This window comes from Rhodovarius sp. (assembly GCF_040399605.1).
Classification (GTDB): domain Bacteria; phylum Pseudomonadota; class Alphaproteobacteria; order Acetobacterales; family Acetobacteraceae; genus Rhodovarius; species Rhodovarius crocodyli_A.
The window spans coordinates 1-26,060 of record NZ_JBBARU010000002.1; the positions used below are offsets into that span (position 1 = coordinate 1).

Sequence of the window (26,060 nt, forward strand, 5' to 3'; positions counted from 1 at the left end):
GGGTCATCAAGAAGGGCAGCGTGCTGCAGGAGGGCGAGTTGCAGGCGCTGCGCGCGGCGCAGATCCGTGAGGTGATCGCCGCCAGCATGCAGCCGGGCGATGTGCCGGAGGATGAGGCGGCCGAGCGGTTGGCCCAGGCCCTCATGGTGCCGCTGCTGGCCAAGAGCCGCGCGGCCACTGGGCGGGTCAATATCCTGGCCGATGCGCCGGGGCTGCTGGTGCTGGATACGGCGGCGATTGACCGGCTGAACGCGCTCGATGAGAGCATCACCATCGCCACCCTGCCCAACCACACGCTGGTCACGGCGCGTGAAATGCTGGCGACCATCAAGATCATCCCCTTCGCGGTGCCCGGGGTGGTGCTGGCCTTGGCAGAGGCGATGCTGAAAGCGCTGAGCGCGCCGCTGCTGCGGATCGCACCGCTCAAGCCGTTGCGTGTGGGCCTGGTGATCAGCGAATTGCCCGGCGTGAAGGAAAGCGCCATGGAGGGTGCTGCCGAGGTGACTGGCGCGCGTATCGCCGCCCTCAATGGGTCCATGCTGCCGGTGGAGCGGGTGCGGCATGAGACACCGGCCATCGCCGATGCGCTGGGGCGGCTGCGCAAGCAGGGGGCGGAGCTGCTGTTGATCGCCGGGGCTTCGGCGGTGGTGGACCGGCGGGATGTGGGGCCGGCGGCGATCATCCGCGCGGGCGGCGCCATCAGCCATTTCGGCATGCCGGTGGATCCTGGCAATTTGATCTGCCTGGGCGGCATTGGTGATATCCCGGCGCTGGTGCTGCCCGGCTGTGCCCGCAGCCCCAAGCTCAATGGTTTTGACTGGGTGCTGGCGCGCATCTTTGCCGGGCTGCAGGTCACCGCCCGTGACGTGATGGGCATGGGTGTTGGCGGGCTGCTGAAGGAAATCGAGGTGAGGCCGCTGCCGCGGGAAAAAGCGCCGCTGACGCCGCCGCCCACGCATGCGCCGCGCCGGGCCCGCCAGGTGGCGGCCTTGGTGCTGGCTGCCGGGCGCTCACGCCGCATGGCGCCGCTGAACAAGCTGCTGGTGAATGACAATAAGGGCATCACCATGGTCGCGCGGGTGGTGGATCAGGCGCTGGCCAGCCAGGCCCGGCCGGTGATTGTGGTGACCGGGCATGAACGGGAGAGGGTGGAGGAGGCGCTGGCCGGGCGAGGGGTGATTTTCGCCCATGCCGAGGATTTTGCCCAAGGCCTATCTGCCAGCCTCAAATCCGGCCTAGCTGCGCTGCCAGCGGAGAGCGATGGGGTTTTGGTCTGCCTGGGCGATATGCCGCTGGTTTCGGGGGCGATGATGGACCGGCTATTGGCCGCCTTCGACCCTGAGGAGGGCCGCGCCATTGTGCAGCCCAGCTTTCGCGGCAAGCAGGGCAATCCGATGCTCTGGGCGCGGGAATTCGTCCCGGCCATGATGGGTGTGATTGGCGATGTGGGGGCTCGTCACATCGCGGCCCTGCATGCTGACCGCCTCGTGGAGGTTGAAATGCCCGATGATGCTGTGCTGCGCGATTTCGACACGACCGAGGCGCTGAAGACTGCGCCAGAATTCAACAAGGGCTGACTGGGGCGGCCTATTCCACCTTTTCGGTGGGCATCACGCCGAAAATATCGCTGCGCATGACAAAGCCACGGCTGTCCTGGGCCTGCACCTCGCACCATGGGCTGTTCTGCTCGCAGGTGCGCAGGCGGCCGATGACGCCGGCGCGCAGGCGGGCCACCGGCTGGGCCTCGGCCTCTGGGCGGCGGCGCATCAGCACTTCGCCCGAAGGGTTGCTGCGCACCAGAAATGTGCGGCGATTGGGGGTGAGGTTGGATTGGTGCACCCAGCCCTCGGTGCCATCGATATCGCGGATGCGGCGCCATTGTTCATGCTCGCGGATGATCTGCACTGGCAGGTCGCGCCGCTCATAGCGCCATTCGATGGGGAAGCGGGTGTCGGGGCCGACGCGTAGATTCACCCTGTCCGAGCGCAGCGGCACGAAGCGCGGCAAGGGCAGGCCGGTGGCCGAGCCTTGGGTGGGTTCGGGTGCTGGCGGTTCCGGCGTGGGGGCGGGTGCGGCGGCGGCTGGCGCGGCCGGGGCTACCACCGGGGTTGGGGTCGCGCGGCGCGGTGCTGGCGGACGTTGGGCTGTGTTGGGCTTGGCCTGGGTATTGGGTGGTCTTGCGGGTGTTGTGGCGGCGCGTGGGCGGTTTTCTGCCGGAGCGCTGCGGGGCTGGGTGGCCGGGGCCGTGCCAGCGGCGGTTGTTGGGGCTGCCGCGGTGGCCGGCGGTGTGGCGGCGGGGCGTGGCGGCGGCACGGTCACCGACTGACCGAGCGCGGATTGTGCGAGCGCTGCAACCGGCATCGCCAGCGCCACCATCACCGAAAAAACCGTCGCCATTCCGCCCATGGCATAGAATTGCCAAGCGCAACGGCTTCGGGTCAAGCCGTTCAATTGCTTTCGTTCTGGATTCGATAGGGATGCGCCACATAAGTGCCGAGTATCCGCAGCTCGGCAAAGAAGCGCAGCTCCTCCAGCGCGCGTGCCATGCCGGGTTCATCAGGATGGCCATCGGCGTCGCAGAGGAATTGGGTGGCGGTGAAGCGGCCATCCATCATGTAGGATTCGAGCTTGGTGAGGTTCACGCCATTGGTCGCAAAGCCCCCCAGAGCCTTGTAGAGCGCGGCGGGGATGGAGCGCACGCGGAAGACGAAGCTGGTGACGCAGTGTTTCGCATCCACCGGTGGCAGCCGCGGCTCGCGCGCCATGACGTAGAAGCGGGTGGTATTGTGTTCCGCATCCTCGACATTGTGGCGCAGGATTTTCAGGCCATAGACCTCGGCGGCGAGCGAACTGGCGATGGCCGCATCCTCCACCCCACCGCGCTCGGCGATCAGGGCGGCGGCGCCGGCGGTATCAGCCTCGATCACGCCCTCCAGGTTCAGCTCCTTGAGGATGTTCAGCACCTGGCCCAGCGCCATGGGGTGGGAATGGGCGCGCTTGAGGGTGGCTTCGGTGGTGCCATGCGGGGCCAGAAGGCAATGCTCCACCCGCTCGAAATGCTCGCCCACCACATGCAGGCCCGAATCGGGCAGCAGGCGATGGATATCCGGCACCCGCCCGGCCAGCGAATTCTCGCAGGGCAGCATGGCGAGTTCGGCGCGGTTTTCGCGCACCGCCTGCATGGCGGCTTCGAAGCTGGCGCAGGGCAGGGTGGTCCAGCCCGGGAAGGCATGGCGGCAGGCCAGGTCGGAATAGGCGCCCAGGAAGCCCTGGAAGGCGATGATCGGCATGGGAATCAGTCTTTCAGAATGTCACGGGCGCGGGCAAGGTCCTCGGGCGTATCAACGCCGAAGGGGCCGTGTGGAACGCGGGCGACGGCAATGCGCATGCCATCCTCCAGCGCGCGCAACTGTTCCAGCTTCTCCCGCAGTTCCAATTGGCTTGGGGGGAGGGCCACGAAGCGGGCCAGTGCCGCACGGCGATAGGCATAGACGCCGATATGATGCCAAAGCGGCCCCGCACCCCAGGGGATAGCGGTGCGGGAGAAATACAGCGCGGGGGCGACCTCCGCCTCGCCCAGGAAGGCACAGGCGCATTTCACGAAGCTTTCCGTCGCCGCCTCATGCGCATCGGCGATGGGGGTGACGAGCGAGCCGATATCCACGCTGTGATCCGCGAGCGGCAGCAGCACGGCGCGCAGCAACCCGGGCGCCAGGGTGGGGAAATCGCCTTGCAGATTGACCACCACATCATGGCGGCCCGCCGGGTCCAGTTGGTCGAGGGCGAGTTTTACCCGATCGGTGCCTGAGGCGACGTCATCGGCCACCAGCACCGCGGTGCCGCCGGCCTCGCGCACGGCGGCGAGGATCTCGGGCTCGGCGGCGGCGACCGCCACGGGGCCGATACCGGCCTCGCGCGCGCGGTCCATCACATGCACGACCATGGGCCGGCCATGGATCAGCGCCAGTGGCTTGCCCGGAAGGCGGGTGCTGCCCATGCGCGCGGGAATGATGATAATTGGATTCACGAAGGCCGGCCCCTGGCGGTTGAAGGCGCGCGGCGGCGCCTATATGGTGCGCCGCGTCATAAGCCGCCCATTGCCCAGGCGCAAACCGTGCCGGGGCTTAGGTGGCATAATAAACATGAGGTTGATGCTTCCCAATGGCCGATCTTGAAATGAACAAGCTCTTCGCTGCGCCCCTGGTGGCGGGCGTGGCCTTTATGGGGGCTGGCCTGCTGGGCGAGCTTATTGTTCACCCGCATAAGCTCGAGCGCAGCGCGATCCAGATTGGCCAGGTGGCGGCGCCGGCCGCGGCACCGGCCGCCGCGGCAGCCCCGGCGCTGGAGCCGATTGGCCCGATGCTGGCAGCCGCCAATGTCGATAATGGCCGCCAGCTTGCGAGCCGCAACTGCTCCTCCTGCCATTCCTTCAACGATGGCGGCCGGTCCGGCGTGGGCCCCAACCTTTATGGCATTGTGGGCAAGAACCATGCTCAGGCGGCCGGCTTCAACTACTCCGCCGCCAATATTGCCCGGGCCGGCAAGCCATGGGGCTATGAAGAGCTGAACGCCTTCATCAATGCTCCGGCCCGCGCCATGCCCGGCACGCGCATGGCCTTTGCTGGCCTCGCCAACCCCCAGCAACGCGCCGATGTCATTGCCTATCTTCGCAGCCTGGCCGCCAACCCGGTGCCGCTGCCCTGATCGCGCCCGAGCTTGTCGCGGCGGCGGAGGAGGCGGCGGATATTGCCGGGCGCTTTATCATGCCGTTTTTCCGCTCGGGCCTCGTGGTGGATGGTAAGGCTGATGCCTCGCCGGTGACTGAGGCTGATCGCGGCGCGGAAATCAAACTGCGCGAGTTTTTGGCCGCTCGCTTCCCCGAACATGGCATTTGGGGCGAGGAATTCGGCGCTGATCGCGCCGATGCGGAATGGGTCTGGTTGCTCGATCCCATCGATGGCACCCGGGCCTTCATCACCGGCCGGCCGCTCTTCACCACGTTGATATCGCTGATGCATCGCGGCCGCCCTGTGCTGGGTATTATCGACCAGCCCGCCACGCGCGAGCGCTGGGTGGGTGTGGCCGGGCAGCGGACGCGATTTTCTGGCCCCTTTGGTGGTGTGGTGGGTGCGCGGCCCTGCGCCGCGCTGGCCGAGGCGGAACTGGGTTGCACAGCGCCTGATATTTTCGCCGCCGAGCAATTGGCGGGGTTTGAGCGGCTGCGCGGCGCCTGCAAGCGGGCGACCTGGGGCGGCGATGCCTATGGCTATGGTCTGGTGGCGCTCGGCAGCCTCGATGTGGTGTGCGAGGGCACGCTCAAGCCCTGGGACTGGGCGGCGTTGCAGCCGGTGGTGGCCGGCGCTGGCGGTTGCCTGACGGATTGGGCCGGCCGCGAACTCGGCTTTGAGAGTGGCGGTGATGTGGTGGCGCTGGGCAATCCGGCGCTGCTGCCTGAGGTTGTCTCCCTGCTGGCGTGAAGCGCTGGCTGCTGGCGTAAAGCACTGGCCCGGCGCAGACGGCGGGCTGCCCCGCCCCCAGCGCTGAGGCTCCGCTGACCCCGGCGCCGCCGTCCGGCTAAGCCGAGCCGCCCTATTCGGCGGCCAGCGGCATTTGCGCGCTGGCTTCCAGCACCTCAAGCGCGATGGCGGTGTCGTGAAACACCGCGCCGCCAAGCGGGGGGGCTGGCTCGTCGCTGGTCAGGGCGTTGATGCCAATGCCGGTTTCGAAATATTCGCTCGGCCAGATGCCTTCGACGACCACGGTGCCCGGCAATTGGCCCTGGGCGATCTCGGCATGCACCACCACCGCGCCGCGGGTGTTGAACAGGCGCAGGCGGGCGCCCGGTGTGGCACCGAGGCGGGCGGCATCCTCAGCATTGAGCAGGGCGGTGGGCCGGCCTTCGCGTTTGCGCGAGCCCGGGGTCTCGGTAAAGCTCGTATTGAGGAATTGCCGCGCGGGTGAGGTGATGAGGCGGAAGGGATGCGCCTCGGTCGGGTTCTCGATGCGGTCGAGGTGATCGGGCATGGGCGTCATGACATGGCCGAGGCGGCCGATGCCGGCCCAATCCGGCTTGAAGCGGAAGCGCTTATCGGGGTGGCCGAAGCCGTTGAGGAAATGGCTCTCCTCGAAGCTGGGCTGGGCATCGACCCAGCGGCGGTCGATCACCTCGCGCGCTTCGGGCCAGCCGGAGGCGCGCAGGGTTTCGTCGATCATCTCCATCTCGCTCATGCCAAAGCCGCGATGGCTGGCGCCCAGGCGATGGGCGAGGTCGCAGATCAGGCTGTGGTTGGAGCGTGCCTCGCCCGGCGGGGCGATCAGCTTGCGGCCGATCTGGATATGGCTATGGCCGCCGGCTTGGTAGACGTCATCATGTTCGAGAAACATGGTGGCGGGCAGCACCAGATCGGCCTGCAGGGCGGTGGGCGTCATGAATTGCTCATGGACGCAGACGAAGAGATCCTCGCGGGCGAAACCACGGCGCACCTTGTTGGTGTCGGGCGCCACATCGAGCGGGTTGACGTTCTGGATCAGCATGGCGGTGACCGGCGGGCCGCCCTGCAACTCCGCCTCGTCGCCACAAAGCACGGCACCGATGCGCGACATATCCATCACCCGGGTCGTGCGGTCTAGGACGTCCAGCCCCTCGATCAGGGTCTTGTTCCAATGGTAGATGGCGCGCTGGTTCCAGAGTGCCCCGCCGCCCTTGTGCCGCCATTTGCCGGTGATGCTGGGCAGGCAGAGCACGGCATGCAGCGCGGCCGCGCCACCGCGTGAGCGGGCGAAGCCATAGCCCACGCGCAGGAAGGCGCGCTCGGTCCGGCAATAGAGTGCTGCGAATTCCTCAATTTGCGCCGTGGTGAGGCCGGTGATGGCCGCCGCCCATTCCGGGCCACGGCTGGCGAGATGGGCTGCGACATCGGGGCCGAAATCGGTGAATTCGGCCATATAGGCGTGGTCGGCATGGCCATCGCGCAGGGCGATATGCAGCACGGCGCAGGCCAGCGCCGCATCGGTGCCCGGGCGGAGGGCGAGGTGCATATCGGCCACCACGGCGGTGCCACTGCGATAGGGGTCGATCACCACCAGCTTGGCGCCGCGCTCTTTCCGCGCCCGGCTGATATGGGTCATGACATTGACCTGGGTGGCGACGGGGTTGCCGCCCCACATCACGATCAGGTCAGCCTCGGCCATTTCGCGCGCATCGGGGCCGCGAATGCTGCCCAGCGCGGCCATGGTGGCCGATTCCATGATCGAGGTGCAGATGGTGTTCTGCTGCCTGGAATAGCGCATGGCGTGGCGCAGCCGGTGGATGCCATCGCGCTGCAGCAGACCCATGGTGCCGGCGAAGTAATAGGGCCAGACCGATTCGCTGCCATGTTTGGCGGTGGCATCGGTGAAGGCGCCGGCCAGGCGGTCCAGCGCCTCATCCCAGGTGATGGCGCGGAATTGGCCCGAGCCGCGCGGCCCGTTGCGCAGCAGCGGCTGGGTCAGGCGTTCAGGGTGATGCACCCGCTCGGCGTAGCGCGCGACTTTGGCGCAGATGACGCCGGCGGTGTAGCTGTTATCGGCGGCGCCACGCACCCGGCCGATCTGGCTGGGGGAGAGCAGCTCCACCTCCAGGGCGCAGGTGCTGGGGCAATCATGCGGGCAGACGGAGGATGCAAAGGCCATTCGCCATCATAGGCACACAGAACCATAAGCAAAGGAGGGGGATGCTGCCCGAAGGCGGGCGACGAACAGTCAAGTGGCTCAGGCCCATAATATGGCTTGGGACTTACCGGGAGACTCTGATTTGGCGAGATGTTTTGAAAGAAATGCTCGATCCACAGCTGTCGCCGCCCTTGATTCGGAGGGCCAGAACAATGCCTGTCGGGATCAATTTGCCTCTCGCCATCACCCTGACTGGGCTGGCTCAAGCCGCGCTATGTGTGGCTTGGCAGATGCGGGACAGGCCCGGGGCTGACAAGGCGACAAAGACACCAAGCAACCCAGCGACAGGGAGCGATGGCGCGGCAGACAGGTTCTGCACATGGGGGCCGCGGGCAAAGCAACTTCCCGGGTCGCACCGAGCGGGCGGTGTCGGTATCAAGAACTTCGTCTGCCATTACCCCGCAGCATGGCCTGGAGCCTCGCCACATCCTGAAATTGCGCGATGACCGGGCCGAGACGCCGGAGGCTGCCAATAGCTTGGTGAAGGCGCTGCGGGCTGTCTTCAAGCACGGCATCGCCGCTGGGCTGGTGACCGGCGACCCCGCCATGAACGTCGCCTATCTGAAGGCCGATGGCGACGGCTTCCACACCTGGACGCAAGAAGAGGTGGAACAGTTCGAGGAGCGGCACCCCATCGGCAGCAAGGCCCGCCTGGCGCTGGCGCTGCTGCTGCACACTGGCCAGCGGCGCAGCGACATCATTGTGTTGGGGCGGCAGCATGTGCGCGATGGCGACAAGCTGGTGTTCACCCAGAAGAAAAACGCCAAGCGCCGGCCTGTGCGGCTGGTGTTGCCGTTTGATGCCGAGTTGCAGGCCATCATCGCCGCAACGCCTGGACCGGCAGGGCTGACATTCCTGCTGAATGACCACGGCAAGCCATTCTCGCCTGACGCCTTCGGCAACCGCTTTCGCCATTGGTGCCGGCAGGCGGGCCTACCGCAATGCTCTGCCCATGGGCTGCGGAAGACGGCGGCCACGCGGCTGGCCGAGGGCGGCGCCACGGCGCACGAAATAATGGCGGTGACCGGGCACCGCACATTGAAGGAGGTGGACCGCTACACCCGGGCGGCAAGCCAGGAACGCCTGGCAGAGAGCGGTATGGCGAGGCTTAGGCCAGCCGTGCCGCAGAACGAAAAAGTCCCACCCAGCGGTGCAACGCCGGAGTGGGACGAAATCGAGACACAAACCATTGATACGAAAGGCTTAGTCAAATGCATGGTGCCCAGAGCCGGAATCGAACCAGCGACACTGCGATTTTCAGTCGCATGCTCTACCAACTGAGCTATCTGGGCGCGAGAGATCGGATAGCCCAAGGCAGGGGGGCTGTCCACCCGGACCCTGCTGATCGGCGAAAAACATTTATGGGGTGCATAGCATCATATCAACCAGGAGGCGTGAGGCCGCGATAGCGTTCCTTTAGCATGCGGCGCAGCAGCTTGCCGGCCTCGCTGCGTGGCAGTTCATCGACGAATTCCACGCCGCGTGGCTGCTTGGGGCCGGCGAGCCGGGCCTTGGCATGGGCCAGCAGCGCCTGGGCATCTGGGCTATGGCCCGGGCGGGGCACCACCACGGCCCAGGGGCGCTCGCCGAAATCGGCATCGGCCACGCCGATCACCCCCACATCGGCCACCATCGGGTGCTCGGCCAAAGCGGTTTCGATTTCGGCCGGATAGATATTCACCCCGCCGGAGAGGATGAGGTCGGCCCTTCGGTCGGAGAGGAAAAGAAAACCATCATCATCGAGATGGCCCAGATCATGCAGCGTGGCCCAGCCTTGTTGGTTATAGGCCTCGGCGGTCTTCTCGGGCGCATTGTGGTAGGCGAAGCGCGCACCACCCTCGAACCAGATGCGGCCAAGCTCGCCCGGCGGCAGGGGGCCGCCGGCATCATCGAGAATATGCACCCGGCCATAGGCCGGGCGGCCGACGCTGCCGGGTTTTTGCAGCCAGGCGGCGCTGTCGATGAAGCAGGTGCCGATGCCTTCGCTGCCGGCATAATACTCACGCAGGATCGGGCCCCACCAATCGATCATCGCCCGCTTCACCGGGATGGGGCAGGGGGCGGCGGCATGGATGGCGCAGCGGTGGCTGGAGAGGTCATGCGCGGCGCGTGCCTCCGCAGGCAGCGCCAACAGGCGCACGAACATGGTGGGCACCCATTGGCTATGGGTGACGCGATGCGCCTCGATCAGGCCCAGGCATTGCTCGGCCAAGAATTTGCGGGTGATGACCGCGGTGCCGCCATGCTCGATGGTGCGCTGGACATAGCGATTGGGGGCGGCGTGGTAGAGCGGCGCGGGCGAGAGGTAGACCGTATTGTCGTCAAAGCCATAAAAACCCTTCCAGCTCATGTCGAATTCCGGGTTGAAGCGGTTTTCATGCGCGATGAGCGGGCGGCGGATGCCCTTGGGCAGGCCGGTGGTGCCGGAGGAATACAGGAATTCGCGGCCGATGGGCCTCTCCGGCAGGGTGCCGGCCGCGCTGGCCATGGCGCGGCGCGCGGCCTCGGTGGTCATGCGCGGCATGGTGGCGGGGAGCTGTGCGGCGAGCGCTTCCAGCCGGGGGGCGTAGATCAGCAGCCGCGCGCCGCTATCTTCCAGCACATAGGCCACCTCATGCGGGCGGAGATGGATCGATAACGGCGTCACCATCAGCCCGGCGCGCTTGGCGCCATAGGAGAGGGCGAGGAAATCGGGCTCATTCTCCAGCAGCAGGGCAATGCCCTCGCCGGGGGCATAGCCCTCGGCCACGAACCATAGCGCGGCCTGGTGGGCGACGGCATCGAGGCTGGCGAAGCTGATTATCTCGCCGCTATCGGCGAAGATGGCGGCCGGCTTTTCGGGTTGGCGCGCGGCCCATTGGCCCAGCAATGGCATGGCGTTTCCTTTTCTTCAGGCCAGCCTGCCAGGGTGGTCGTGCCGGTCAAGCCGTCCTAGCTTTGCCTGACATAAGGGAGAGACACATGGACGTGCGAAATGCGGTGGCGATCGTCACCGGTGGTGCCTCGGGGCTGGGCCTCGCCTCGGCCCGCAAGCTGGCGGCGGCGGGGGCGCGGGTGGTGATCGTGGATCTGGCCAGCAGCCCGGGGGCTGAGATGGCGGCCGAATTGGGCGGCGCCTTTGCCGTGGCCGATGTGACCGATGAGGTCAGCATGAAGGCGGCGGTGGATTTGGCCGAGAGCATGGGGCCGGTGCGCGTGCTGGTGCATTGCGCTGGGCGCGGCGGGGCGCTGCGCATTTTGGAAAAGGACGGCAGCCCGGGTTCGCTCGCGCATTATGAGGCGATCATCAAGGTGAACCTGACCGGCAGCTTCAATGCCCTGCGCCTCGCCGCCGCCGCCATGGCGCGGACGGAGCCGCTGGAGAGTGGGGAGCGGGGCGTTGTGGTGCTCACCGCCTCCATCGCCGGCTATGAGGGGCAGATCGGCCAGATTCCCTATGCATCGTCCAAGGCGGGGGTGATCGGCATGGCGCTGGTGGCGGCGCGGGATCTGGCGTCGAAACTCATCCGGGTTTGCACCATTGCGCCGGGCATCATGGATACGCCGATGCTGGCGAGGCTGCCGGATAATGTGAAGCAGTCGCTCGGCGCCTCAGTGCCCAATCCGGCCCGGCTGGGGCGGCCGGAGGAATATGCGGCGCTGGCCATGCATATCGTGGAAAACGCCTATCTCAATGGCGAGACCATTCGCATCGATGGCGCTTTGCGGATGGCGCCGCGGTAGCGGGGCGATGGCTTTCCAAGGGCCGTAAGGCCCTTGGATTGTAATCATATACTGGCGATCAGCCGCGCTCCACGCAGAGCGCCACGCCCATGCCCCCGCCAATGCACAGCGTGGCCAGGCCGCGCTTGGCACCGCGCCGCGCCATTTCGAACAGCAGGGTGTTCAGCACCCGCGCACCCGAGGCGCCGATGGGGTGGCCGATGGCAATGGCGCCGCCATTGACGTTCACCCGGGTGGTATCCCAGCCCAGATCCTTGTTCACCGCGATGGCCTGGGCGGCGAAGGCCTCATTGGCCTCGATCAGATCCAGGCTGTCGATCGACCAGCCGGCCTTGGCCAGCGCCTTGCGGCTGGCCGGGATCGGGCCCGTGCCCATGATCGAGGGATCAACCCCCGCCGTCGCCCAGGAGACGATGCGCGCCATCGGCGTGATGCCGCGCTTTTCCGCCTCGGCCATGCTCATCAGCACCGCCACGGCAGCGCCATCATTGATGCCCGAGGCATTGCCGGCGGTGACCGTGCCGGTCTTGGAGAAGGCGGGGCGGAGTTTTTGCAGCGTCTCGAAGCTGGTCTCGGGGCGGGGATATTCATCCTCGCTGATGATGATGTCGCCCTTGCGGGTCTTCACCGTGACGGGGGCGATCTCGTCGCGGAAGCGGCCGGCCTTCATCGCCTCGCCCGCCTTTTGCTGGCTATGGGCGGCGAAGTGATCCTGCTCCTCGCGGGTGATCTGGAATTTCTCGGCCACATTCTCGGCCGTGGTGCCCATGTGATAGCCGTGGAAGGCATCCATCAGCCCGTCCTTCAGCATGGTGTCGATCAGGGCGAGATCGCCCATCTTCTGGCCGGCGCGCAGCTGCTGGGCATGCGGGGCCTGGGTCATGCTCTCCTGGCCGCCGGCGACCATAATGCGGGCATCGCCGCTGGCGATTTGCTGCGCCGCCAGCGCCACGGCGCGCAGGCCAGAGCCGCAAAGCTGGTTGATGCCAAAGGCGGTGTGTTCAACCGGGATGCCGGCATTCACACTGGCCTGGCGGGCCGGGTTCTGCCCCGCACCGGCGGCGAGGATCTGGCCTATGATGACCTCATCCACCTCCTCGCCCTTCACGCCCGCGCGGGCGAGGGCGGCCTGGATGGCCACCGTGCCCAGCGCATGCGCCGAGAGCGAGGCAAAGGCGCCGTTGAAACTGCCGACCGGGGTGCGGGCGGCCGAGGCGATGACGATGTCTGACATGGAATTCTCCCGAAAATTGGGGCCAATGTGGCCCCGGCTCAAAGCCCGCGCAACCAGTCTCGTAAAGGGCGCCACATTGCGCTCTCGGCATTCTCGCCCGCCACCATGCCAATATGTCCTGCCTGAGCCACATGCACCCGGGCTCCCGGCATGGTGGCCAGCGGCAGGGAGGCGGCGGGGGGCACGATCCTGTCGCGCTGGGGCACGGCGATGAAGGCCGGCCCGGTATAGGCTTGCGGCCGTACCGCGAGCCCTGCCACCAGCCATTCGCCGCGCGCTGTGTCATTGCGGCCATACCAGCCGGCCAGGGTTTCGCGGGCCACGGGGGCGGCCAGCGGCACGCCATCATTCAGCCAATCCTCCAGCACCACGAAGCGGTGTGCCCGCGCGCCCGCCTGGTCCAGCCGGGCGAAGGCGCGGAATTTTTCGGCGATGCCGAAAGGGTCCAGCATGGCGAAGAGGCTTTGCAGCGCATCCACGCTGAGTGCGCCATGGGCGTCCAGCATCGGCTCGAAGCCGACCAGGGCGGCGGATAGGGCGCGCGGCTGATGCGTGCCAGCGGCGTGGAAATCCCACGGCGTGGCCAGCAGCCCCAGGCCGCGCAGTTTTTCCGGCCGGCGCTGCGCGGCCGCCAGCGCCAGCAACCCCCCCATGCAGTAGCCCACCAGCGCCAGCGGCCCCGGCACCGCGGACATGGCCCTATCCAGCCGGCCGGCCACATGGTCGGTCAGGGTGAAGCGCCGCTCGGTGGGGCCGGGCCAGCCCCAATCGAGCAGAAGCGGGCGAAAACCCTGGCCGGCCAGCCAGCGCATCAGGCTGGCGCCCTCATCGAGGTCCAGCACATGGGCGCGGTTGACCAGGCTGGGGACGAAGAGCACCGCCGGGTCACGAGGATGGCCGTAATCCAGCAGCCGGGCCGCGCCCTCACGCCACAGGATGGGGGCCTCGGCCAATTGGCGAGTATGTGGGTGGCGGCGATAGGCGGCGATGCCGGCCAGCATCGCCCTGTCCTGGGCGATGAGCCGTTGCAGGATGGCGGCGCGGAAGGCCTCAGGGCTTGCTTTTAGGGCGGCGAGTTCGTGGGCGATCCGGCTTGCCTGGGCCTGGGCTGTGCTCGACCTCGGCCAGGCGCCGCTCCAATTCGGCCAGGCGCTGGAGGAGAGCGGCTGCGTCATTGCCGCCATGGCCCGCAGGCTGCTGGCCAGCATATGCATCCCCAGCGGGCGAGGGCCCCGGCGCATCATGGGGCCAGGGGTTGGCATCAGCAGGCCCGCCGAAGGGAAAGCCTGGCATCGCCCCGCCAGGCGGCCATCCCGGCATGCGGCCAAGCCCTGCCGCCTGCGCCCGCCACCAGGCCGCGCCCAATGCCACAGAGGCGGCCCAGGCCTCGGCCAATTCGGGGTCGGCGGCCATGGCTGCCAACTCGCTCTGCCAGAGGGTGATCCAATCCTCGGCCAGCTTGTCCAGGTCCGCGGGCGGTTTCATTCATTCCAGACATTCGGTGCACAACGGGTTTTCATATAGCCGGAGTTTCTAAAGCATGACACTGGACGATAAAGGCGTGCTATCCTCAGATCGCAGAGGGTGTGAGGAAGGCTATCGATGTCACAGAACAAGAAGGTTGAGACCGCACCGGATGCGCAGGCCAATGCCCAGCCGGTGGTGGTGAAGAAATACGCCAATCGCAGGCTCTACAACACGGAAAGCAGCAGTTACGTCACGCTCGAGGATCTGGCGGCGATGATCCGTGCCGGGCGGGATTTCGTGGTCTATGACGCCAAGAGCGGCGATGACATCACCCGCTCCGTCCTCACCCAGATCATTGTCGAGGAGGAGGCGAAGGGGAAAAATCTGCTACCCGAGAGCTTCCTGCGGCAGATGATAGGGTTTTACGGCAATAATATGGGCCAGCTGGTGCCGGGCTACTTGGAATTCGCCATGAGCGGCTTCGCCAAGCAGCAGGAGCAGTGGCGGGCAAGCATGCAGCAGGCCATTGGCGGCTTCAAACCCTTCGATATGCCCTTTGACCTGACCGAGCTGGGCCAACGCAATGTGGCGATGATGGAGCGGGCGATGAGCCTCTTCACCCCGTTTCAGGGCCGGCCGGTGAATGAGGTGGATACGCTCAGGGCCGAAAATGAGGCGCTGAAGGCCGAGATTGCAAAGCTGCGGACCAAATAAGCATTCCAGGCTATGATAGGCGCCGAATCGCGCCCTGCATGAACCCTATCCGCATCCTGCCCGAGACCACCGCCAACCGTATCGCCGCCGGCGAGGTGGTCGAGCGCCCGGCCGCCGTGGTGAAGGAGTTGGTGGAGAATGCGCTGGATGCCGGCGCGCGGCGAATCTCCGTCACGCTGGAGGGCGGCGGCATGGGTCGCATCCTCGTCGAGGATGACGGGCGCGGCATGAGTGCGGCCGATCTTGCGCTCGCGGTGCAACGCCATGCCACCTCCAAGCTGCCCAATGAGGCGACGCTGTTTGCCATCGCCACGCTGGGTTTCCGCGGCGAGGCCCTGCCCAGCATTGGCGCCGTGGCCCGGCTGGCCATCACCGCGCGCCAGGCGGGGGCGGATGCCCATGCCATTATGGTGGAGGGCGGGCGGGTGGGCGCCGTCTCGCCTGCTGCCGGCCCACCTGGCACCCGGGTGGAGGTGGCGGATTTGTTCTTCGCCACCCCCGCCCGGCGCAAATTTCTGCGCAGCCCGCGCAGCGAGGCCGAGCATTCCATTGAGGTGATCCGTCGCCTGGCGCTGGCCTGGCCGGAGGTGGCTTTTCGCGCCAGCATCGATGGAAGGACGATGCTGGAACTGCCAGTGGCAGAGCGCGAGGCGCGGATCAAGGCGGTGCTGGGCAATGGCTTCGCCGCCGCCGCCCTGCCGGTGGCCCGCGCGGCGGACCCTGCGATCTATGGCCTGATCGGCCAGCCCGCGCATTCCCGCGCCACCGCTTCCGAGCAGCATCTGGTGGTCAATCGCCGCCCGGTGCGGGACCCGATGCTGCGCGCGGCGCTCAGGGTGGCCTTTCGTGATGTGATGGAGCAGGGGCGCCACCCTGTGGCGGCGCTGTATCTGGATGTGCCGCCGGAGGTGGTGGATGTGAATGTCCACCCGATGAAGACCGAATTGCGCTTCCGCGATGCTGCCGGGGTGCGTGGGGCGCTGATCTCGGCGTTGCGGGGCGCCTTGGGCGTGGGTGCGGGGGAGGCGGGGGCGCGCCCGGTCTTCCAATGGCAGGCGAAATCCCACCCCGCTGCGCTGCCGGCCAGCTATGCGCCGCGCGGCTTTGCCGAGGTGGGGCTGGAGTTGCTGCCGCCGGCACCGGCTGCGGTGCCGCAGCCTTTGCCCATGGGCTTCGCTGCTGCCCCGCTGCCCGCCGGGCCACTTGGCCGTGCCATAGCCCAGGTGATGGAATGCTACATTCTGGCCGAGGCGCCGGATGGTGCCTTGGTGCTGGTGGACCAGCACGCCGCGCATGAGCGGCTGACGCATGAGCGGCTTTCGGCGCAATTGACCCAGGGCCAGGTTCGCGCCCAGGCGCTGCTGATCCCGGCGGTGGTGGAATTGCCCGCCGCCGACGCCGCCCGCCTGCTGGAGGCCGCCGATGCTCTGTCCCGTCTGGGGCTGGAAATTGAGGGGTTTGGCGGTGGCGCGCTGCTGGTGCGCAGCCTGCCGGCGCTGCTGGGCAACCCCGAGCCGCAAGGCCTGCTGGCGGATATGGCGGCGGAATTGGCGGAATGGGGCGAGGAGACGGCGCTGGGCCGCCGGCTGGATGCGGCAGTGGCACGGCTGGCCTGCCATGGCAGCGTGCGCGCCGGCCGCAGGCTGACGCTGCCCGAGATGGATGCGCTGCTGCGCGCCATGGAGGCCACGCCGCGCGCTGCCACCTGTTCGCATGGCCGGCCCACCTTCCTGCGGTTGGGCTCGGGTGATTTTGCTAAGATGTTCGGCCGGGGCTGAATCAGGCGAAGGGGTTTTCCACCTTCGGCCAATAGGGTTCGGTGAATCGCTCATAGGGGATGGCGGCGAAGTCGCGCAGGATGCCGGCCTCGGCCGCGCAATAGCGCACCCGGGCGGCGATGGGGGCGAAGGCGGCGTAGAAATGTTGGCTCGACTTCACCACCACCATGCGTTTATCGGCCAGCACGCAGCCCAGCCCGGTGAAGGCATCTGGGTTGAAGACCTGATTGCGCTCTGAGCCGATGATGATGTGAATGCCCTCAGCCTCCACCCAGGCGGCCGGGCCCAATTGCCGCACGCCGCCGGAGAGTGCGGTCTGCACATGGCTGTCCAGCACGCGGTGCACGCGCACCATCAGGTCCAGCGGATCGCCCGACATCACGCCGCATTTGCCGCCCAGGCGCAGTGGGAAGCGCGCGCCCTCGCCGGCCTCCTGGCAGAAGGCGACCGCCACGGGGTCCCAGAAGACGCCAATGGCGGCGTTTTGGACGCCACGGCGCAGCATGGCGGCCAGCATGGCCGTGCAATCCGATGGCGCGCCGCCGCCGGCATTGTCCGAGGTTTCGGCGACCACCGTCAGGCCGGGGCCGACCAGCGCGATGTCGATGGCCTGGTCGGGGGTGTCGAAGCGTTTGCGGGTGGTCTCGCGCAGCTCCCAAATGCGCCCTGCCCAGCGCTCGGCGGTGGCCTGGGCATGGGCGGCATCGCCATCGGCCACGGCCAGCACCACGGCGCCGACATGGGGCACATCGCCCCAGGGGAAGCCATGGGCGAAGGAGAGGGAGAGGATTTGGCCTGATTTTTCCTCGGCCTGCATGTCGGCGATGATGGATTTCATCGGCTCAATGGGCGTGTGCCACATATTGATCATGCGCAGGCGGTGATAGGCCATGACCGGGCGGATCTCCCCCCGCGCGGCGCGCAGGGCGAGCGAGAAGACCTCCTCGGCGCGCTCTGTCATGTCGATATGCGGGTATTCCTTATAGGTGATGACAATATTGGCCTGGCTGCGCAGCGTTTCATCGAGATGGCAATGCAGGTCGAGTTCGACGCCGATGATGGTGTCAGGCCCGACAATGGCCCGCGCCCGGGCGACGAGGTCGCTTTCGCAATCATCATAGCCCTCGGCCACCATGGCGCCATGCAGGTTGAGCAGCACCATCTCGACCGGCCCTGCGGCTTTGAGATCGGCCAGGATGAGGTCGCGCAGCCCCTCATACACCGCACGGATGGTGGTGCCTGAGGGCTGGGCATTGGCGGTCAGGCTTTCGATCACCTCGATGCCGTGTTCGGCAGCGAGCCGGCGCCAGGCGATGAGTGGGATATTGCCCCAGGCAGGCGCCTCCAGGCTGGCGCCGGTGCGGCGATAGCTGGCCTCGTGAAAGCCGCCATGGCCGGTGGGGATGGGCGAGAAGGTATTGGTCTCGGTCAGCAGCGCCGCCATGAACAGTTTCATCGGTGATCCATGCCCCTCATTGTGCCTGGAGAGCATGGCCGATGCGGCTGCGGCGCTACAAGGGGCGGGCTGCTCAGCGGCCCTGGAAGACAGGGTCGCGCTTTTCGCGGAAGGCGGCCAGGCCCTCTTTCACATCCTCGCTTTGCTGGCTGGCCTTGGCGCGGGCGGCGCAGCCTGCCGCGTCGAATTCACCGCGGGCGATCTCGTTCAGGCCGCGTTTCATGCCCTGCACGGCCAGCGGCGCCATGGCGGCGATGCGCGTGGCGAGCGCATCCACCGCGGCGTCCAGCCCCTCAGCCGGGACCATCTGGGTGATATAGCCAATGGCCAGGAGTTCCGGCGCCTGGAGCTTCTCGGCGGTCAGGAACAGGCGCTTGGCGTTGTTCAGCCCCAGGCGGGATGCGTAACGGAGCATGCCCGAGGGGTAATAGTGAATACCGAGCCGGGCGGCGGGCATGAACATTTCCATGCTGTCCACGCCGATGCGGAAATCGCAGCACAGCGCGAGATCGGTGCTGCCGCCATAGACGCCGCCATTGAGCCGGCAGATCACCGGCACGCGGAGATTTTCCAGCAGACTCGCCACATCCTCGAAGCTGAGTTGCGGCCCCCCGGTGGTGACGGCGGCATCCGGCCGATTGGCAAGATCGCCCAGGTGGTAGCCGGCCGAAAAGGCGCGGCCGGTGCCGGTGAAGACCAGCACGCGAAGGCTCTGGTCGGCCTCCACCTCGGCCAGCAACTTGCCCAGCGCCAGCAGATCATCGGGTTCGATCCGGTTCAGATGGCGCGGCCGGTTCAGCCGCAAGGTGGCGATGGCGCCCTGGCGGGTGAGGATGGGGGTGGTGGCTTCTTCCGTCATTAATCCTGGACCTTTGTTGTGGTCAGGATAGTGCAAAGGGGGCTGAGCGGAAGCCTGCCCCAGATCTCGTCGCTTCAGCTCATGAAAATATCGGTGCTGCCTTGGAGGCCGCGTGTCCAAACGGCCAGACCATCAAGACCGGTGCCGGGCGCCAGCCAAAGCGCCCCCTCGGATGTTTTCGCGAGGCCAGGTTGCACATCGGCCGGGAAGGGCTGCGCATCATCGGCAATGCCGATCCAGACATGGACATTGTGCTGATGGGCCATGCCCACCAGCACCGCGCCATAGGCCGCGTTGAGGCTATCGGTTTTGGAGCGGCTGCAGAAGAGGGGCGAGACCGACCAGCTATCGGGGAGGGAGTGGTGCGTGGCTGTGGGGGTGATCTGGCAGAACGCCCCTTCATTCTCCAGCCGGAACCTCATCGCTACCAAGGCGGCATGGCCGCCCAGAGGAGATTGCGGGGCAAGCCCATGCGCCAACGCTTCCTGCGTCATGGTCAAATTCCTTTCGATCCATGAGGGAACTTACGCATGGAGGAATTGCCGTTCGGTTAATCGCGGCGCAGGTGGTGATGGAAATTTGCTCCTACCTTGTCAGGCATCAGCCTAAGGCCGCGGCTACCCTCTGCTGTGCCTTGGCATCGAGACGCAGGCCCAGCTTGCTGCGCCGCCACAGCACATCATCGGCGTTGCGGGCCCATTCATGGTCGCGCATCCAGGATATCTCGCGTGATGTCAGCCCCGCGCCAAAATTCTCGCCCATATCGGCCGGGCCACGCGCGCCGCCCAGCATGGCCTCCAACTCGCTGCCATGGGTCCGCACCAGGCGCGGCAGGCCTTGGAGCCAAGGGTAGCGCCGGGCCATCTGAGCCTCGAAGCCGGCCAGGCTGAGGCCTCCCAGATCGCCGCCTGGCAGCATGGCCCCCCCCGTCCAGGCCATGCCCTTGCGGCCCAGCGCCGCGCCCACCAGCCCCACCGCCTCCTCGGCCAGGCGGCGATAGGTGGTGATTTTCCCGCCATAGATATTGAGCAGCGGCGCCCCGGCCAGGTCGAGCTTCAGCACATAGTCGCGCGTCACCGCCGATGGATTCTCAGCACCATCATCGAAGAGCGGCCGCACGCCGGAATAGCGCCAGATGATATCGGCCGGGCTCACCGGCCGGCGGAATTGCCCTGAGACGGCGGCGCAAAGATAGGCGGCCTCCTCCGCCGTGCAGGTGGCGGTGGCGGCATCGCCCGTATGGGGCATATCGGTCGTGCCGATCAGCGAGAAATCGCGCTCATAGGGAATGACAAAGACCACCCGGCGGTCGTCATTCTGCAGGATATAGGCCTGCTCACCGGCATAAAGCCGGGGCACGACAATATGGCTGCCACGGATGAGCCGCACGCCGCCCTCGGGCTTGGCATGGGCCGCGGCCAGCGCCTGGGCCACCCAGGGGCCGGCGGCATTGATCACCGCCCGCGCCCGCAATGCGCGGCCATTGCTCAAGGTTACCTCCCAATAGCCGGGCTGACGGGCGGCATTGGTGAAGCTGGTATGGGTGGCGATCTCGGCGCCGCGTTGCGCTGCATCACGCGCATTGAGCAGCACCAGCCGGCTATCCTCCACCCAGGCATCGGAATAGGCGAAGGCGTGGGTGAGGGCCTGGCAGAGCGGTTGGCCAAAGGCATGGCCCTGGGTGCGAAACGCCTGTGCCCCCGGCAGCGTGGCGCGGCGGGCCAGATGATCATAAAGAAACAGTCCGGCGCGGATCATCCAGCGCGGCCGCATCTGGGGCCGGTGCGGCAGCACGAAGCGCAGCGGCCAGATGATATGCGGCGCCATGCGCAGCAGCACCTCACGCTCGGCCAGCGCCTCGCGCACCAGGCGGAACTGGTAATTCTCCAAATAGCGCAGCCCGCCATGGATCAGCTTGGAGGAGGCCGAGGAGGTGGCCTGTGCCAAATCTCCCCGCTCGACCAGAAGCACCTTATGGCCGCGCCCGGCCGCATCGCGGGCGATGCCCGCGCCGTTCACGCCCCCGCCCACCACCAGCATGTCGCAGTCTGAACCGGGATGATCCACGCGCCCTCCTGTCCACGCCCTGCAGGTTTCATATGGGCAAGTCGGGCTTATCGGCAAATCCCTTGAGGCGTCACCATCTGGCCAATATGGTATATCGCCCCCATGTTCAGCGTAGATAAGGAGAGGCCCATGACCATCACCCGCGAAACCGCCATTCTGGGAGGCGGATGCTTCTGGTGCCTCGATGCCGTTTATCGTGAGCTGCAAGGCGTGATCGAGGTGGAGAGCGGCTATGCCGGCGGCCATCAGGCGAATCCTACCTATGAGCAGGTCTGCGCCAAGCGCACCGGCCATGCTGAGGTGGTGCGCGTGGTCTTCGACCCCTCCGTCGTCAGCTACACTGATATTCTGCGGATTTTCTTCACCATCCACGACCCGACCACGAAGGACCGCCAGGGTGCTGATGTCGGCCCGCAATACCGCTCCATCATCATCGCCCAGGATGATGCCCAGATGGCCATCGCGCGCGAGGTGATGGCCGAAATTGAAGGGCTGAAACTCTGGGGCGGCGCGCTGGTGACCGAATTGGTCGGCCCGCAGACCTATTGGCCGGGCGAGGCCGAACACCAGGATTACTATCGCCTCAACCCCTGGTCGGGCTATTGCCGCGCGGTGGTGGGCCCCAAGGTCGCCAAATTCCGCAAGAATTTCATGGCCCGCCTGAAGGAGAGCGTTTGATGTTCGGCGCCAAACCCGCCCCGCAGAGCTTCCCGGTCAGCAAGACCGAGGCCGAATGGCGTGCCATTCTCCGCCCCGATGCTTACCGGGTGCTGCGCGAGCACGGCACCGAGCGGGCCGGCACCAGCCCGCTCAACAATGAAAAGCGCGCCGGCACCTTCACCTGTGCGGGGTGCGGCACGGCGCTGTTTCAGGCCGATACCAAATTTGAGAGCGGCACCGGCTGGCCCAGCTTCTTCGCGCCCATCGATGGCGCGGTGGCCACCACCACTGATCGCAGCTTCTTTATGACCCGCACCGAGGTGCATTGTGCGCATTGTGGTGGCCATCTCGGCCATGTCTTCCCCGATGGGCCGCCGCCCACCGGCCAGCGCTATTGCATGAATGGCGTGTCTCTCGGCTTCATGCCTGCCGACTAAATCCCTCCGTCTTGCCATGGCCGCCGCTCTGTAGTTTGTGGAGGTCCCCCCTTCGATGAGTCTCAGCTTCATGTGGCGCGCCTTCTATCCAATGCTGCTCTGTCTGGCGCTGGCCGTTCCGGCCAATGCCGATATGGTTTTTGTGCTGAATTCGGGCGATGCCTCGATCTCCGTTCTGGATGCGCGGGAGCGATCTGAACTGCGCCGTATGCCGGCCCTGCGGGAGGTGCATCATGCCGTGCTCACCCCCGATGGCAGCACGCTGGTGGTGGGCGATAGCGGCGGCAATGAGTTAATTTTCCTGGATCCGAGCACCGGCGAGCTGCGCAACCGTGTGCGGGTTTCCAACCCCTATCACCTGGAATACAGTCCGGACGGCAAATACCTTGTCGTCGCCAGCCTCCGCCGGGACCAGGTGGATATCTACGATGCCGGGACCATGGCGCTGCTCGGGCGTCTGCAACAGCCCGATAAGCCGAGCCATATCGCCTTCAGCCCCGATAGCCGCTTCGTCTATGTCACTTTGCAGGGCACTGGGGAGGTTGTGGCAATCGATTTATCCACCCGTGCGGCGGCCTGGACCGTCGCTGTGGGGCCCGAGCCTGCCGGCATCATCTGGCATCGCGGCCGGCTGATCATCGGCCTGATGGGCTCCACCGACTTCGTTCAGCTTGACCCGACGACCAAGGCGGTCTCGCGCGCCTTTTCTGTTGGCCGTGGCGCCCATGTGGTGGTCCCCTCGCCCGATGGGCGCAGCCTCTATGCCACCGCCCGGGTGGAATCGGGGCTCTGGGAGGTCGATGCCGAGACGCTGGAGGTCAAGCGCCGCTTTGACGTGCCCGGCGGGCCGGATTGTATTTCCTTTGACCCCGATGGGCGGCTTTGGATGACGCTGCGCTGGCTCGGCCGGGTTGGCGTGCTTGACCCGCGCACCGGCACGCTGGAGCAAATTCGGGTTGGCCGCAGCCCCCATGGCATCTTCGTCATGCCGAGGCGTGATGGCATGCGGGCGGATTTTGCCGCGATCATGCCCGGCGCGGTCTCGGGCAGCCGCCCGCTGCCGCGCCCTCTGCAGGCACGCCAGGGTGAAATCCCGGCCGACCGGCCGGTGCCGCCGGTGATGAGTGCGGCCCCCAGCCTGGCCCCGGGGCCCAGCGTCCAGCCAACCCGCAACAGCCGCCGCGCGGGGCTGGATATGCCGATCCTGACCGTCACCCCGGTTCGGGTGGAGACGTTCCGCTGATGCTGCGCCGCGCCCTATTGGGCGGGCTTTTGGCATCACCGGCGCTGTCGCAGACCTGCCGCCGCGGCACCTTGTACCTCACCATCGATACCGGCTGGTCGCGTGAGGCCGAGCAGATCGCGGAGGTGCTGCGCCGCCGTGAAGTGCGTGCGACCCTGTTCCTGGCGCAGGAACCGAGCTTCCGGGGGGACCGCACGCTCGATGCCAGTTGGGCACCCTTCTGGCGCGCCCGGGCGGCCGAGGGGCATGTATTCGCCAGCCACACCTGGCGGCACTGGTATTTCGCCGGCGATGCCGGGCCAGGGCGCACCCGCTATGCCTCCCGCCGCCAGGAAGGGGCTGAACTGCTGGACCAGGCCGCGCTCTGCGCTGAACTAGCCCGCCCGATAGAGGCCTTGCGCGCCATGGTGCCCGACGCCACCGTGCTGCCGCTCTGGCGCGCACCCGGTGGCATCGTGACCCCAGAGGCCCGGCGCATGGCCACCGCCTGCGGCCTGCGCCATCAGGGTTGGACGGCGAATGGTTTTCTGGGCGACGAACTCGCCAGCGAAACCCACCCCAATGCTGCGCTGCTGCAGCGCAATCTGGACAAAATCCGTGATGGAGAGGTGCTGGTGATGCATTGGGGCGTGCGCAGCCGGCGGGAGCCCTTTGCCGGGATTTTTGATGCGCTGATCGGCGGATTGCAGGCCCGGGGCTTTTGTTTCAGGCCCCTGCCGCCACATGGCGTGTGATGGAATTCTTTGAGGATCATTACCTGCGCCTTGTCACCTTCCTCTTCGAGGGGGCGGTGCAGCCGGCACTCTATCATCTGGGCCTGATGGAATGGGCTGAGGATGGCTATGACTGGCTCGATTTTTTCCTCTTCGGCCTGCTGCAGGTGGGGGTGGTCTATGTGATTTGCCGGCCGCTGGAGGCCTGGCGGCCGGTGGAGCGCGGCCAATCTGCCCGGGCCGTGCGCACCGATGTGGTCTATACGCTGCTGGCCCGTCTGGGGCTGCTGCCGCTGCTGGGCTTTGTGCTTTTTGCCGCCACCCAGGTGCGGCTGGAGGCGCTGCTGGCCGATAGCGGCTGGATTCCGCCGACGCTGGAAGGCGTCTTCCCCAGCCTGCGGGAGACGCCCCTGCTGGCCTTTGCGGTTTATGTCGTGGTGCTGGATTTCTTTGAATATTGGCGCCATCGCTTTCAGCATGAATGGCGCTGGTGGTGGTCGTTGCATGCGATTCATCACGCCCAGGTGCATATGACATTCTGGACCGATGACCGGAACCATGTGCTCGATGAGGTGCTGGCGGCGGCCTGGCTTGCCGGCCTCGCGGTGCTCCTTGGCGTGCCGCCGGGACAATTTCCCATCATTTTGATGGTGCTGCGCCTGGCGGAGAGCGTCTCGCATGCCAATGCGCGCATTCATTTCGGATGGCTGGGGGAGAGGCTGTTGGTGAGCCCGCGCTTCCACCGGCTGCATCATGGCGTGCTCAGCATCGGCGCTTCAGGCAAGAACTATGCGGTGTTGCTGCCGATCTGGGACTGGGTGTTCGGCACGGCGGATTTCCGCCGTGATGCCTTCCCCCACACGGGCGCCCCCGGAACGCCTGAGGCCTATAGTCGCGGCGGGTGGCTGCGCCAGCAGATCGAGGGCGTGCGGCAATTGGCCCGGGTGCTGCGCGGCCGGGGCGAAAAGCCCCAGGCACCAAGAGTGCCGGCGGAGTAGTCTACCCCGCCGGCGCTCTGGATTAGGCCTTGGTCTTATAGACGTCGATAATGTCGGCGAGCAGCTTCAGCGCCTCTTCCTTCGGCCGCTGGAAGGCGTTGCGGCCGACGATGGAGCCATTGCCGCCGCCGGCATGGATGGCGCGCACCTCGCCCAGCAGCGCATCAGCGCCCTTGGCCTCACCGCCCGAGAACACCACCAAACGCCGACCATTGAAGCAGGCCTTGACGATATGGGCGATGCGGGCGGCGGCGTCCTTCACTTCCACGGGGTGGGACTGGTAGGTCTTCTTCGCGGCATCGAGGAAGATGGCCTCGGTGGGCGGCTTCACCTTGATGATATGCGCACCCATCAGGGCGGCCATATGGGCGGCATAGGCTGCGATATCGAGGGCGGTTTCGCCCACCTTGTCCAGCATCGGGCCGCGCGGATAGCTCCACACCACCACGGCGAGGCCCACGCTCTTGGCCTCCTCGGCCATCTCGCGCAGCTCTTCCATCATCTCGAACTGGTATTCGCTGCCGGGATAGATGGTGAAGCCGATGGCCGAGCAGCCCAGGCGCAGGGCATCCGCCACGGTCGCCGTCACCGCCTGGTCCTTGGTGGTGGAGAGGCTGTTGGAGCTGTTCACCTTCAGGATGGTCGGGATGCAGCCGGCAAAGCTGGCGGCGCCGGCCTCGATCGGCCCAAGCGGGGCGGCATAGGCATTCAGCCCTGCCTCGATCGCCAATTCGAAATGGTAATGCGGGTCATAGGCCGCGGGGTTAGGGGCGAAGCTGCGCGCCGGGCCATGCTCGAAACCCTGATCCACCGGCAGGATGACCATGCGGCCCGTGCCACCGAGCTTGCCGGTCATCAGAATGCGGGCGAGGTTGGCCTTGGTGCCGGGATTGTCGCTCTCATACCAGGAGAGGATTTCCTTGACCTTGCGGGTGAGTTTCATGACCTACGTTCCTTTACGGCTGGCCGGGCTTTAGCAAAGCCTCGGGCGTGCTGGAAGC

The 26,060-nt window shown here is 66.6% G+C and carries 24 protein-coding genes, 1 tRNA gene and 1 pseudogene; 12 read left to right on the plus strand and 14 right to left on the minus strand.

The annotated features are described in order from the left end of the window. The coding region (locus ABWP84_RS01030; protein WP_353210129.1) for a molybdopterin-binding/glycosyltransferase family 2 protein at nucleotides 1-1,577 on the plus strand (1,577 nt) is incomplete at its 5' end. A 10-nt stretch (nucleotides 1,578-1,587) separates the two neighbouring features. Here ABWP84_RS01030 and ABWP84_RS01035 read toward each other — a convergent pair. From ABWP84_RS01035 to ABWP84_RS01045, 3 genes are read right to left on the minus strand one after another with little or no spacing between them, the layout of a single operon-like run. Beyond that, the gene (locus ABWP84_RS01035) at nucleotides 1,588-2,397 is read right to left on the minus strand and encodes an SH3 domain-containing protein (RefSeq protein WP_353210130.1); all 810 of its coding nucleotides are present in this window, start codon (nucleotides 2,395-2,397) and stop codon (nucleotides 1,588-1,590) included. A gap of 50 nt (nucleotides 2,398-2,447) precedes the next feature. Beyond that, nucleotides 2,448-3,290, minus strand: coding sequence for a prephenate dehydratase (locus ABWP84_RS01040; RefSeq protein ID WP_353210131.1), 843 nt, complete (start codon nucleotides 3,288-3,290; stop codon nucleotides 2,448-2,450). 5 nt (nucleotides 3,291-3,295) lie between these two features. Then, a complete protein-coding gene (locus tag ABWP84_RS01045; protein ID WP_353210132.1) occupies nucleotides 3,296-4,027 on the minus strand; it encodes a 3-deoxy-manno-octulosonate cytidylyltransferase in 732 nt (243 codons plus the stop codon). A 134-nt stretch (nucleotides 4,028-4,161) separates the two neighbouring features. Between ABWP84_RS01045 and ABWP84_RS01050 the strand changes: the two genes are divergently transcribed. Both ABWP84_RS01050 and ABWP84_RS01055 read left to right on the plus strand, forming a co-directional pair. Then, entirely contained in the window at nucleotides 4,162-4,704 is a 543-nt protein-coding gene (locus ABWP84_RS01050) for a cytochrome c family protein (protein ID WP_353210133.1), read from the plus strand. Then, on the plus strand, nucleotides 4,704-5,477 hold the full coding sequence (locus ABWP84_RS01055) for an inositol monophosphatase family protein (RefSeq protein WP_353210258.1): 774 nt from the start codon (nucleotides 4,704-4,706) through the stop codon (nucleotides 5,475-5,477). Before ABWP84_RS01050 ends, ABWP84_RS01055 begins: the two co-directional genes overlap by 1 nt. Nucleotides 5,478-5,589: 112 nt before the next feature. Here ABWP84_RS01055 and ABWP84_RS01060 read toward each other — a convergent pair whose 3' ends face one another. Beyond that, entirely contained in the window at nucleotides 5,590-7,671 is a 2,082-nt protein-coding gene (locus ABWP84_RS01060) for a molybdopterin oxidoreductase family protein (protein ID WP_353210134.1), read from the minus strand. Between the two features lie 585 nt (nucleotides 7,672-8,256). Between ABWP84_RS01060 and ABWP84_RS01065 the strand changes: the two are divergent. Continuing rightward, a pseudogene (locus ABWP84_RS01065) lies at nucleotides 8,257-8,727 on the plus strand (tyrosine-type recombinase/integrase); the annotation flags it as partial. A gap of 199 nt (nucleotides 8,728-8,926) precedes the next feature. Here the strand turns inward: ABWP84_RS01065 and ABWP84_RS01070 are convergent. Beyond that, a tRNA-Phe gene (locus ABWP84_RS01070) sits at nucleotides 8,927-9,002 on the minus strand. 89 nt (nucleotides 9,003-9,091) lie between these two features. Further along, nucleotides 9,092-10,585 carry an AMP-binding protein gene (locus ABWP84_RS01075; protein WP_353210135.1) on the minus strand — a complete coding sequence of 498 codons (1,494 nt, stop codon included), beginning with the start codon at nucleotides 10,583-10,585 and terminating at the stop codon, nucleotides 9,092-9,094. 86 nt (nucleotides 10,586-10,671) lie between these two features. On the opposite strand from ABWP84_RS01075, the gene ABWP84_RS01080 reads away from it, so the two are divergent. Next, complete coding sequence (locus ABWP84_RS01080) at nucleotides 10,672-11,433, plus strand: SDR family NAD(P)-dependent oxidoreductase (RefSeq protein WP_353210136.1); 762 nt, start codon at nucleotides 10,672-10,674, stop codon at nucleotides 11,431-11,433. A gap of 58 nt (nucleotides 11,434-11,491) precedes the next feature. On the opposite strand, the gene ABWP84_RS01085 is transcribed toward ABWP84_RS01080, so the two are convergent. From ABWP84_RS01085 to ABWP84_RS01095, 3 genes are read right to left on the minus strand one after another with little or no spacing between them, the layout of a single operon-like run. Further along, nucleotides 11,492-12,667 (minus strand): acetyl-CoA C-acetyltransferase, encoded by a 1,176-nt coding sequence (locus tag ABWP84_RS01085; RefSeq protein ID WP_353210137.1) that lies wholly within the window; start codon nucleotides 12,665-12,667, stop codon nucleotides 11,492-11,494. A 38-nt stretch (nucleotides 12,668-12,705) separates the two neighbouring features. Beyond that, on the minus strand, nucleotides 12,706-13,668 hold the full coding sequence (locus ABWP84_RS01090) for an alpha/beta fold hydrolase (protein WP_353210259.1): 963 nt from the start codon (nucleotides 13,666-13,668) through the stop codon (nucleotides 12,706-12,708). A gap of 49 nt (nucleotides 13,669-13,717) precedes the next feature. After that, nucleotides 13,718-14,152 carry a hypothetical protein gene (locus ABWP84_RS01095; RefSeq protein WP_353210138.1) on the minus strand — a complete coding sequence of 145 codons (435 nt, stop codon included), beginning with the start codon at nucleotides 14,150-14,152 and terminating at the stop codon, nucleotides 13,718-13,720. A gap of 117 nt (nucleotides 14,153-14,269) precedes the next feature. Between ABWP84_RS01095 and phaR the strand changes: the two genes are divergently transcribed. Together phaR and mutL are read left to right on the plus strand one after the other, a co-directional pair. After that, nucleotides 14,270-14,848, plus strand: coding sequence for a polyhydroxyalkanoate synthesis repressor PhaR (gene phaR / locus ABWP84_RS01100; protein ID WP_353210139.1), 579 nt, complete (start codon nucleotides 14,270-14,272; stop codon nucleotides 14,846-14,848). A gap of 38 nt (nucleotides 14,849-14,886) precedes the next feature. Further along, nucleotides 14,887-16,626, plus strand: coding sequence for a DNA mismatch repair endonuclease MutL (mutL, locus tag ABWP84_RS01105; protein WP_353210140.1), 1,740 nt, complete (start codon nucleotides 14,887-14,889; stop codon nucleotides 16,624-16,626). Nucleotide 16,627: 1 nt separating this feature from the next. Here mutL and ABWP84_RS01110 read toward each other — a convergent pair whose 3' ends face one another. From ABWP84_RS01110 to glpD, 4 genes are all read right to left on the minus strand, one after another. Further along, the gene (locus ABWP84_RS01110; RefSeq protein ID WP_353210141.1) at nucleotides 16,628-18,082 is read right to left on the minus strand and encodes a M81 family metallopeptidase; all 1,455 of its coding nucleotides are present in this window, start codon (nucleotides 18,080-18,082) and stop codon (nucleotides 16,628-16,630) included. Between the two features lie 73 nt (nucleotides 18,083-18,155). Continuing rightward, nucleotides 18,156-18,941 carry an enoyl-CoA hydratase/isomerase family protein gene (locus ABWP84_RS01115; RefSeq protein WP_353210142.1) on the minus strand — a complete coding sequence of 262 codons (786 nt, stop codon included), beginning with the start codon at nucleotides 18,939-18,941 and terminating at the stop codon, nucleotides 18,156-18,158. A 74-nt stretch (nucleotides 18,942-19,015) separates the two neighbouring features. Continuing rightward, nucleotides 19,016-19,435, minus strand: a complete 420-nt coding sequence (locus tag ABWP84_RS01120) for a hypothetical protein (protein ID WP_353210143.1) — start codon at nucleotides 19,433-19,435, stop codon at nucleotides 19,016-19,018. Between the two features lie 106 nt (nucleotides 19,436-19,541). Next, a complete protein-coding gene (gene glpD, locus ABWP84_RS01125; RefSeq protein WP_353210144.1) occupies nucleotides 19,542-21,008 on the minus strand; it encodes a glycerol-3-phosphate dehydrogenase in 1,467 nt (488 codons plus the stop codon). Between the two features lie 129 nt (nucleotides 21,009-21,137). Between glpD and msrA the strand changes: the two genes are divergently transcribed. The 5 genes from msrA to ABWP84_RS01150 are packed head-to-tail and all read left to right on the plus strand — an operon-like array spanning nucleotide 21,138 to nucleotide 25,059. After that, complete coding sequence (msrA, locus tag ABWP84_RS01130; RefSeq protein ID WP_353210145.1) at nucleotides 21,138-21,686, plus strand: peptide-methionine (S)-S-oxide reductase MsrA; 549 nt, start codon at nucleotides 21,138-21,140, stop codon at nucleotides 21,684-21,686. Then, nucleotides 21,686-22,105 carry a peptide-methionine (R)-S-oxide reductase MsrB gene (msrB, locus tag ABWP84_RS01135; RefSeq protein ID WP_353210146.1) on the plus strand — a complete coding sequence of 140 codons (420 nt, stop codon included), beginning with the start codon at nucleotides 21,686-21,688 and terminating at the stop codon, nucleotides 22,103-22,105. The genes msrA and msrB overlap by 1 nt, the downstream gene beginning before the upstream one ends. A gap of 55 nt (nucleotides 22,106-22,160) precedes the next feature. Then, nucleotides 22,161-23,348: a beta-propeller fold lactonase family protein gene (locus ABWP84_RS01140; protein ID WP_353210147.1), complete on the plus strand. Its 1,188-nt coding sequence runs from the start codon at nucleotides 22,161-22,163 to the stop codon at nucleotides 23,346-23,348. Then, on the plus strand, nucleotides 23,348-24,082 hold the full coding sequence (locus ABWP84_RS01145) for a polysaccharide deacetylase family protein (protein WP_353210148.1): 735 nt from the start codon (nucleotides 23,348-23,350) through the stop codon (nucleotides 24,080-24,082). Before ABWP84_RS01140 ends, ABWP84_RS01145 begins: the two co-directional genes overlap by 1 nt. Next, nucleotides 24,082-25,059 carry a sterol desaturase family protein gene (locus ABWP84_RS01150; protein ID WP_353210149.1) on the plus strand — a complete coding sequence of 326 codons (978 nt, stop codon included), beginning with the start codon at nucleotides 24,082-24,084 and terminating at the stop codon, nucleotides 25,057-25,059. Before ABWP84_RS01145 ends, ABWP84_RS01150 begins: the two co-directional genes overlap by 1 nt. A 22-nt stretch (nucleotides 25,060-25,081) precedes the next feature. Here ABWP84_RS01150 and ABWP84_RS01155 read toward each other — a convergent pair whose 3' ends face one another. Next, entirely contained in the window at nucleotides 25,082-26,002 is a 921-nt protein-coding gene (locus tag ABWP84_RS01155) for a class I fructose-bisphosphate aldolase (RefSeq protein WP_353210150.1), read from the minus strand. Between the last annotated feature and the right edge of the window lie 58 nt (nucleotides 26,003-26,060).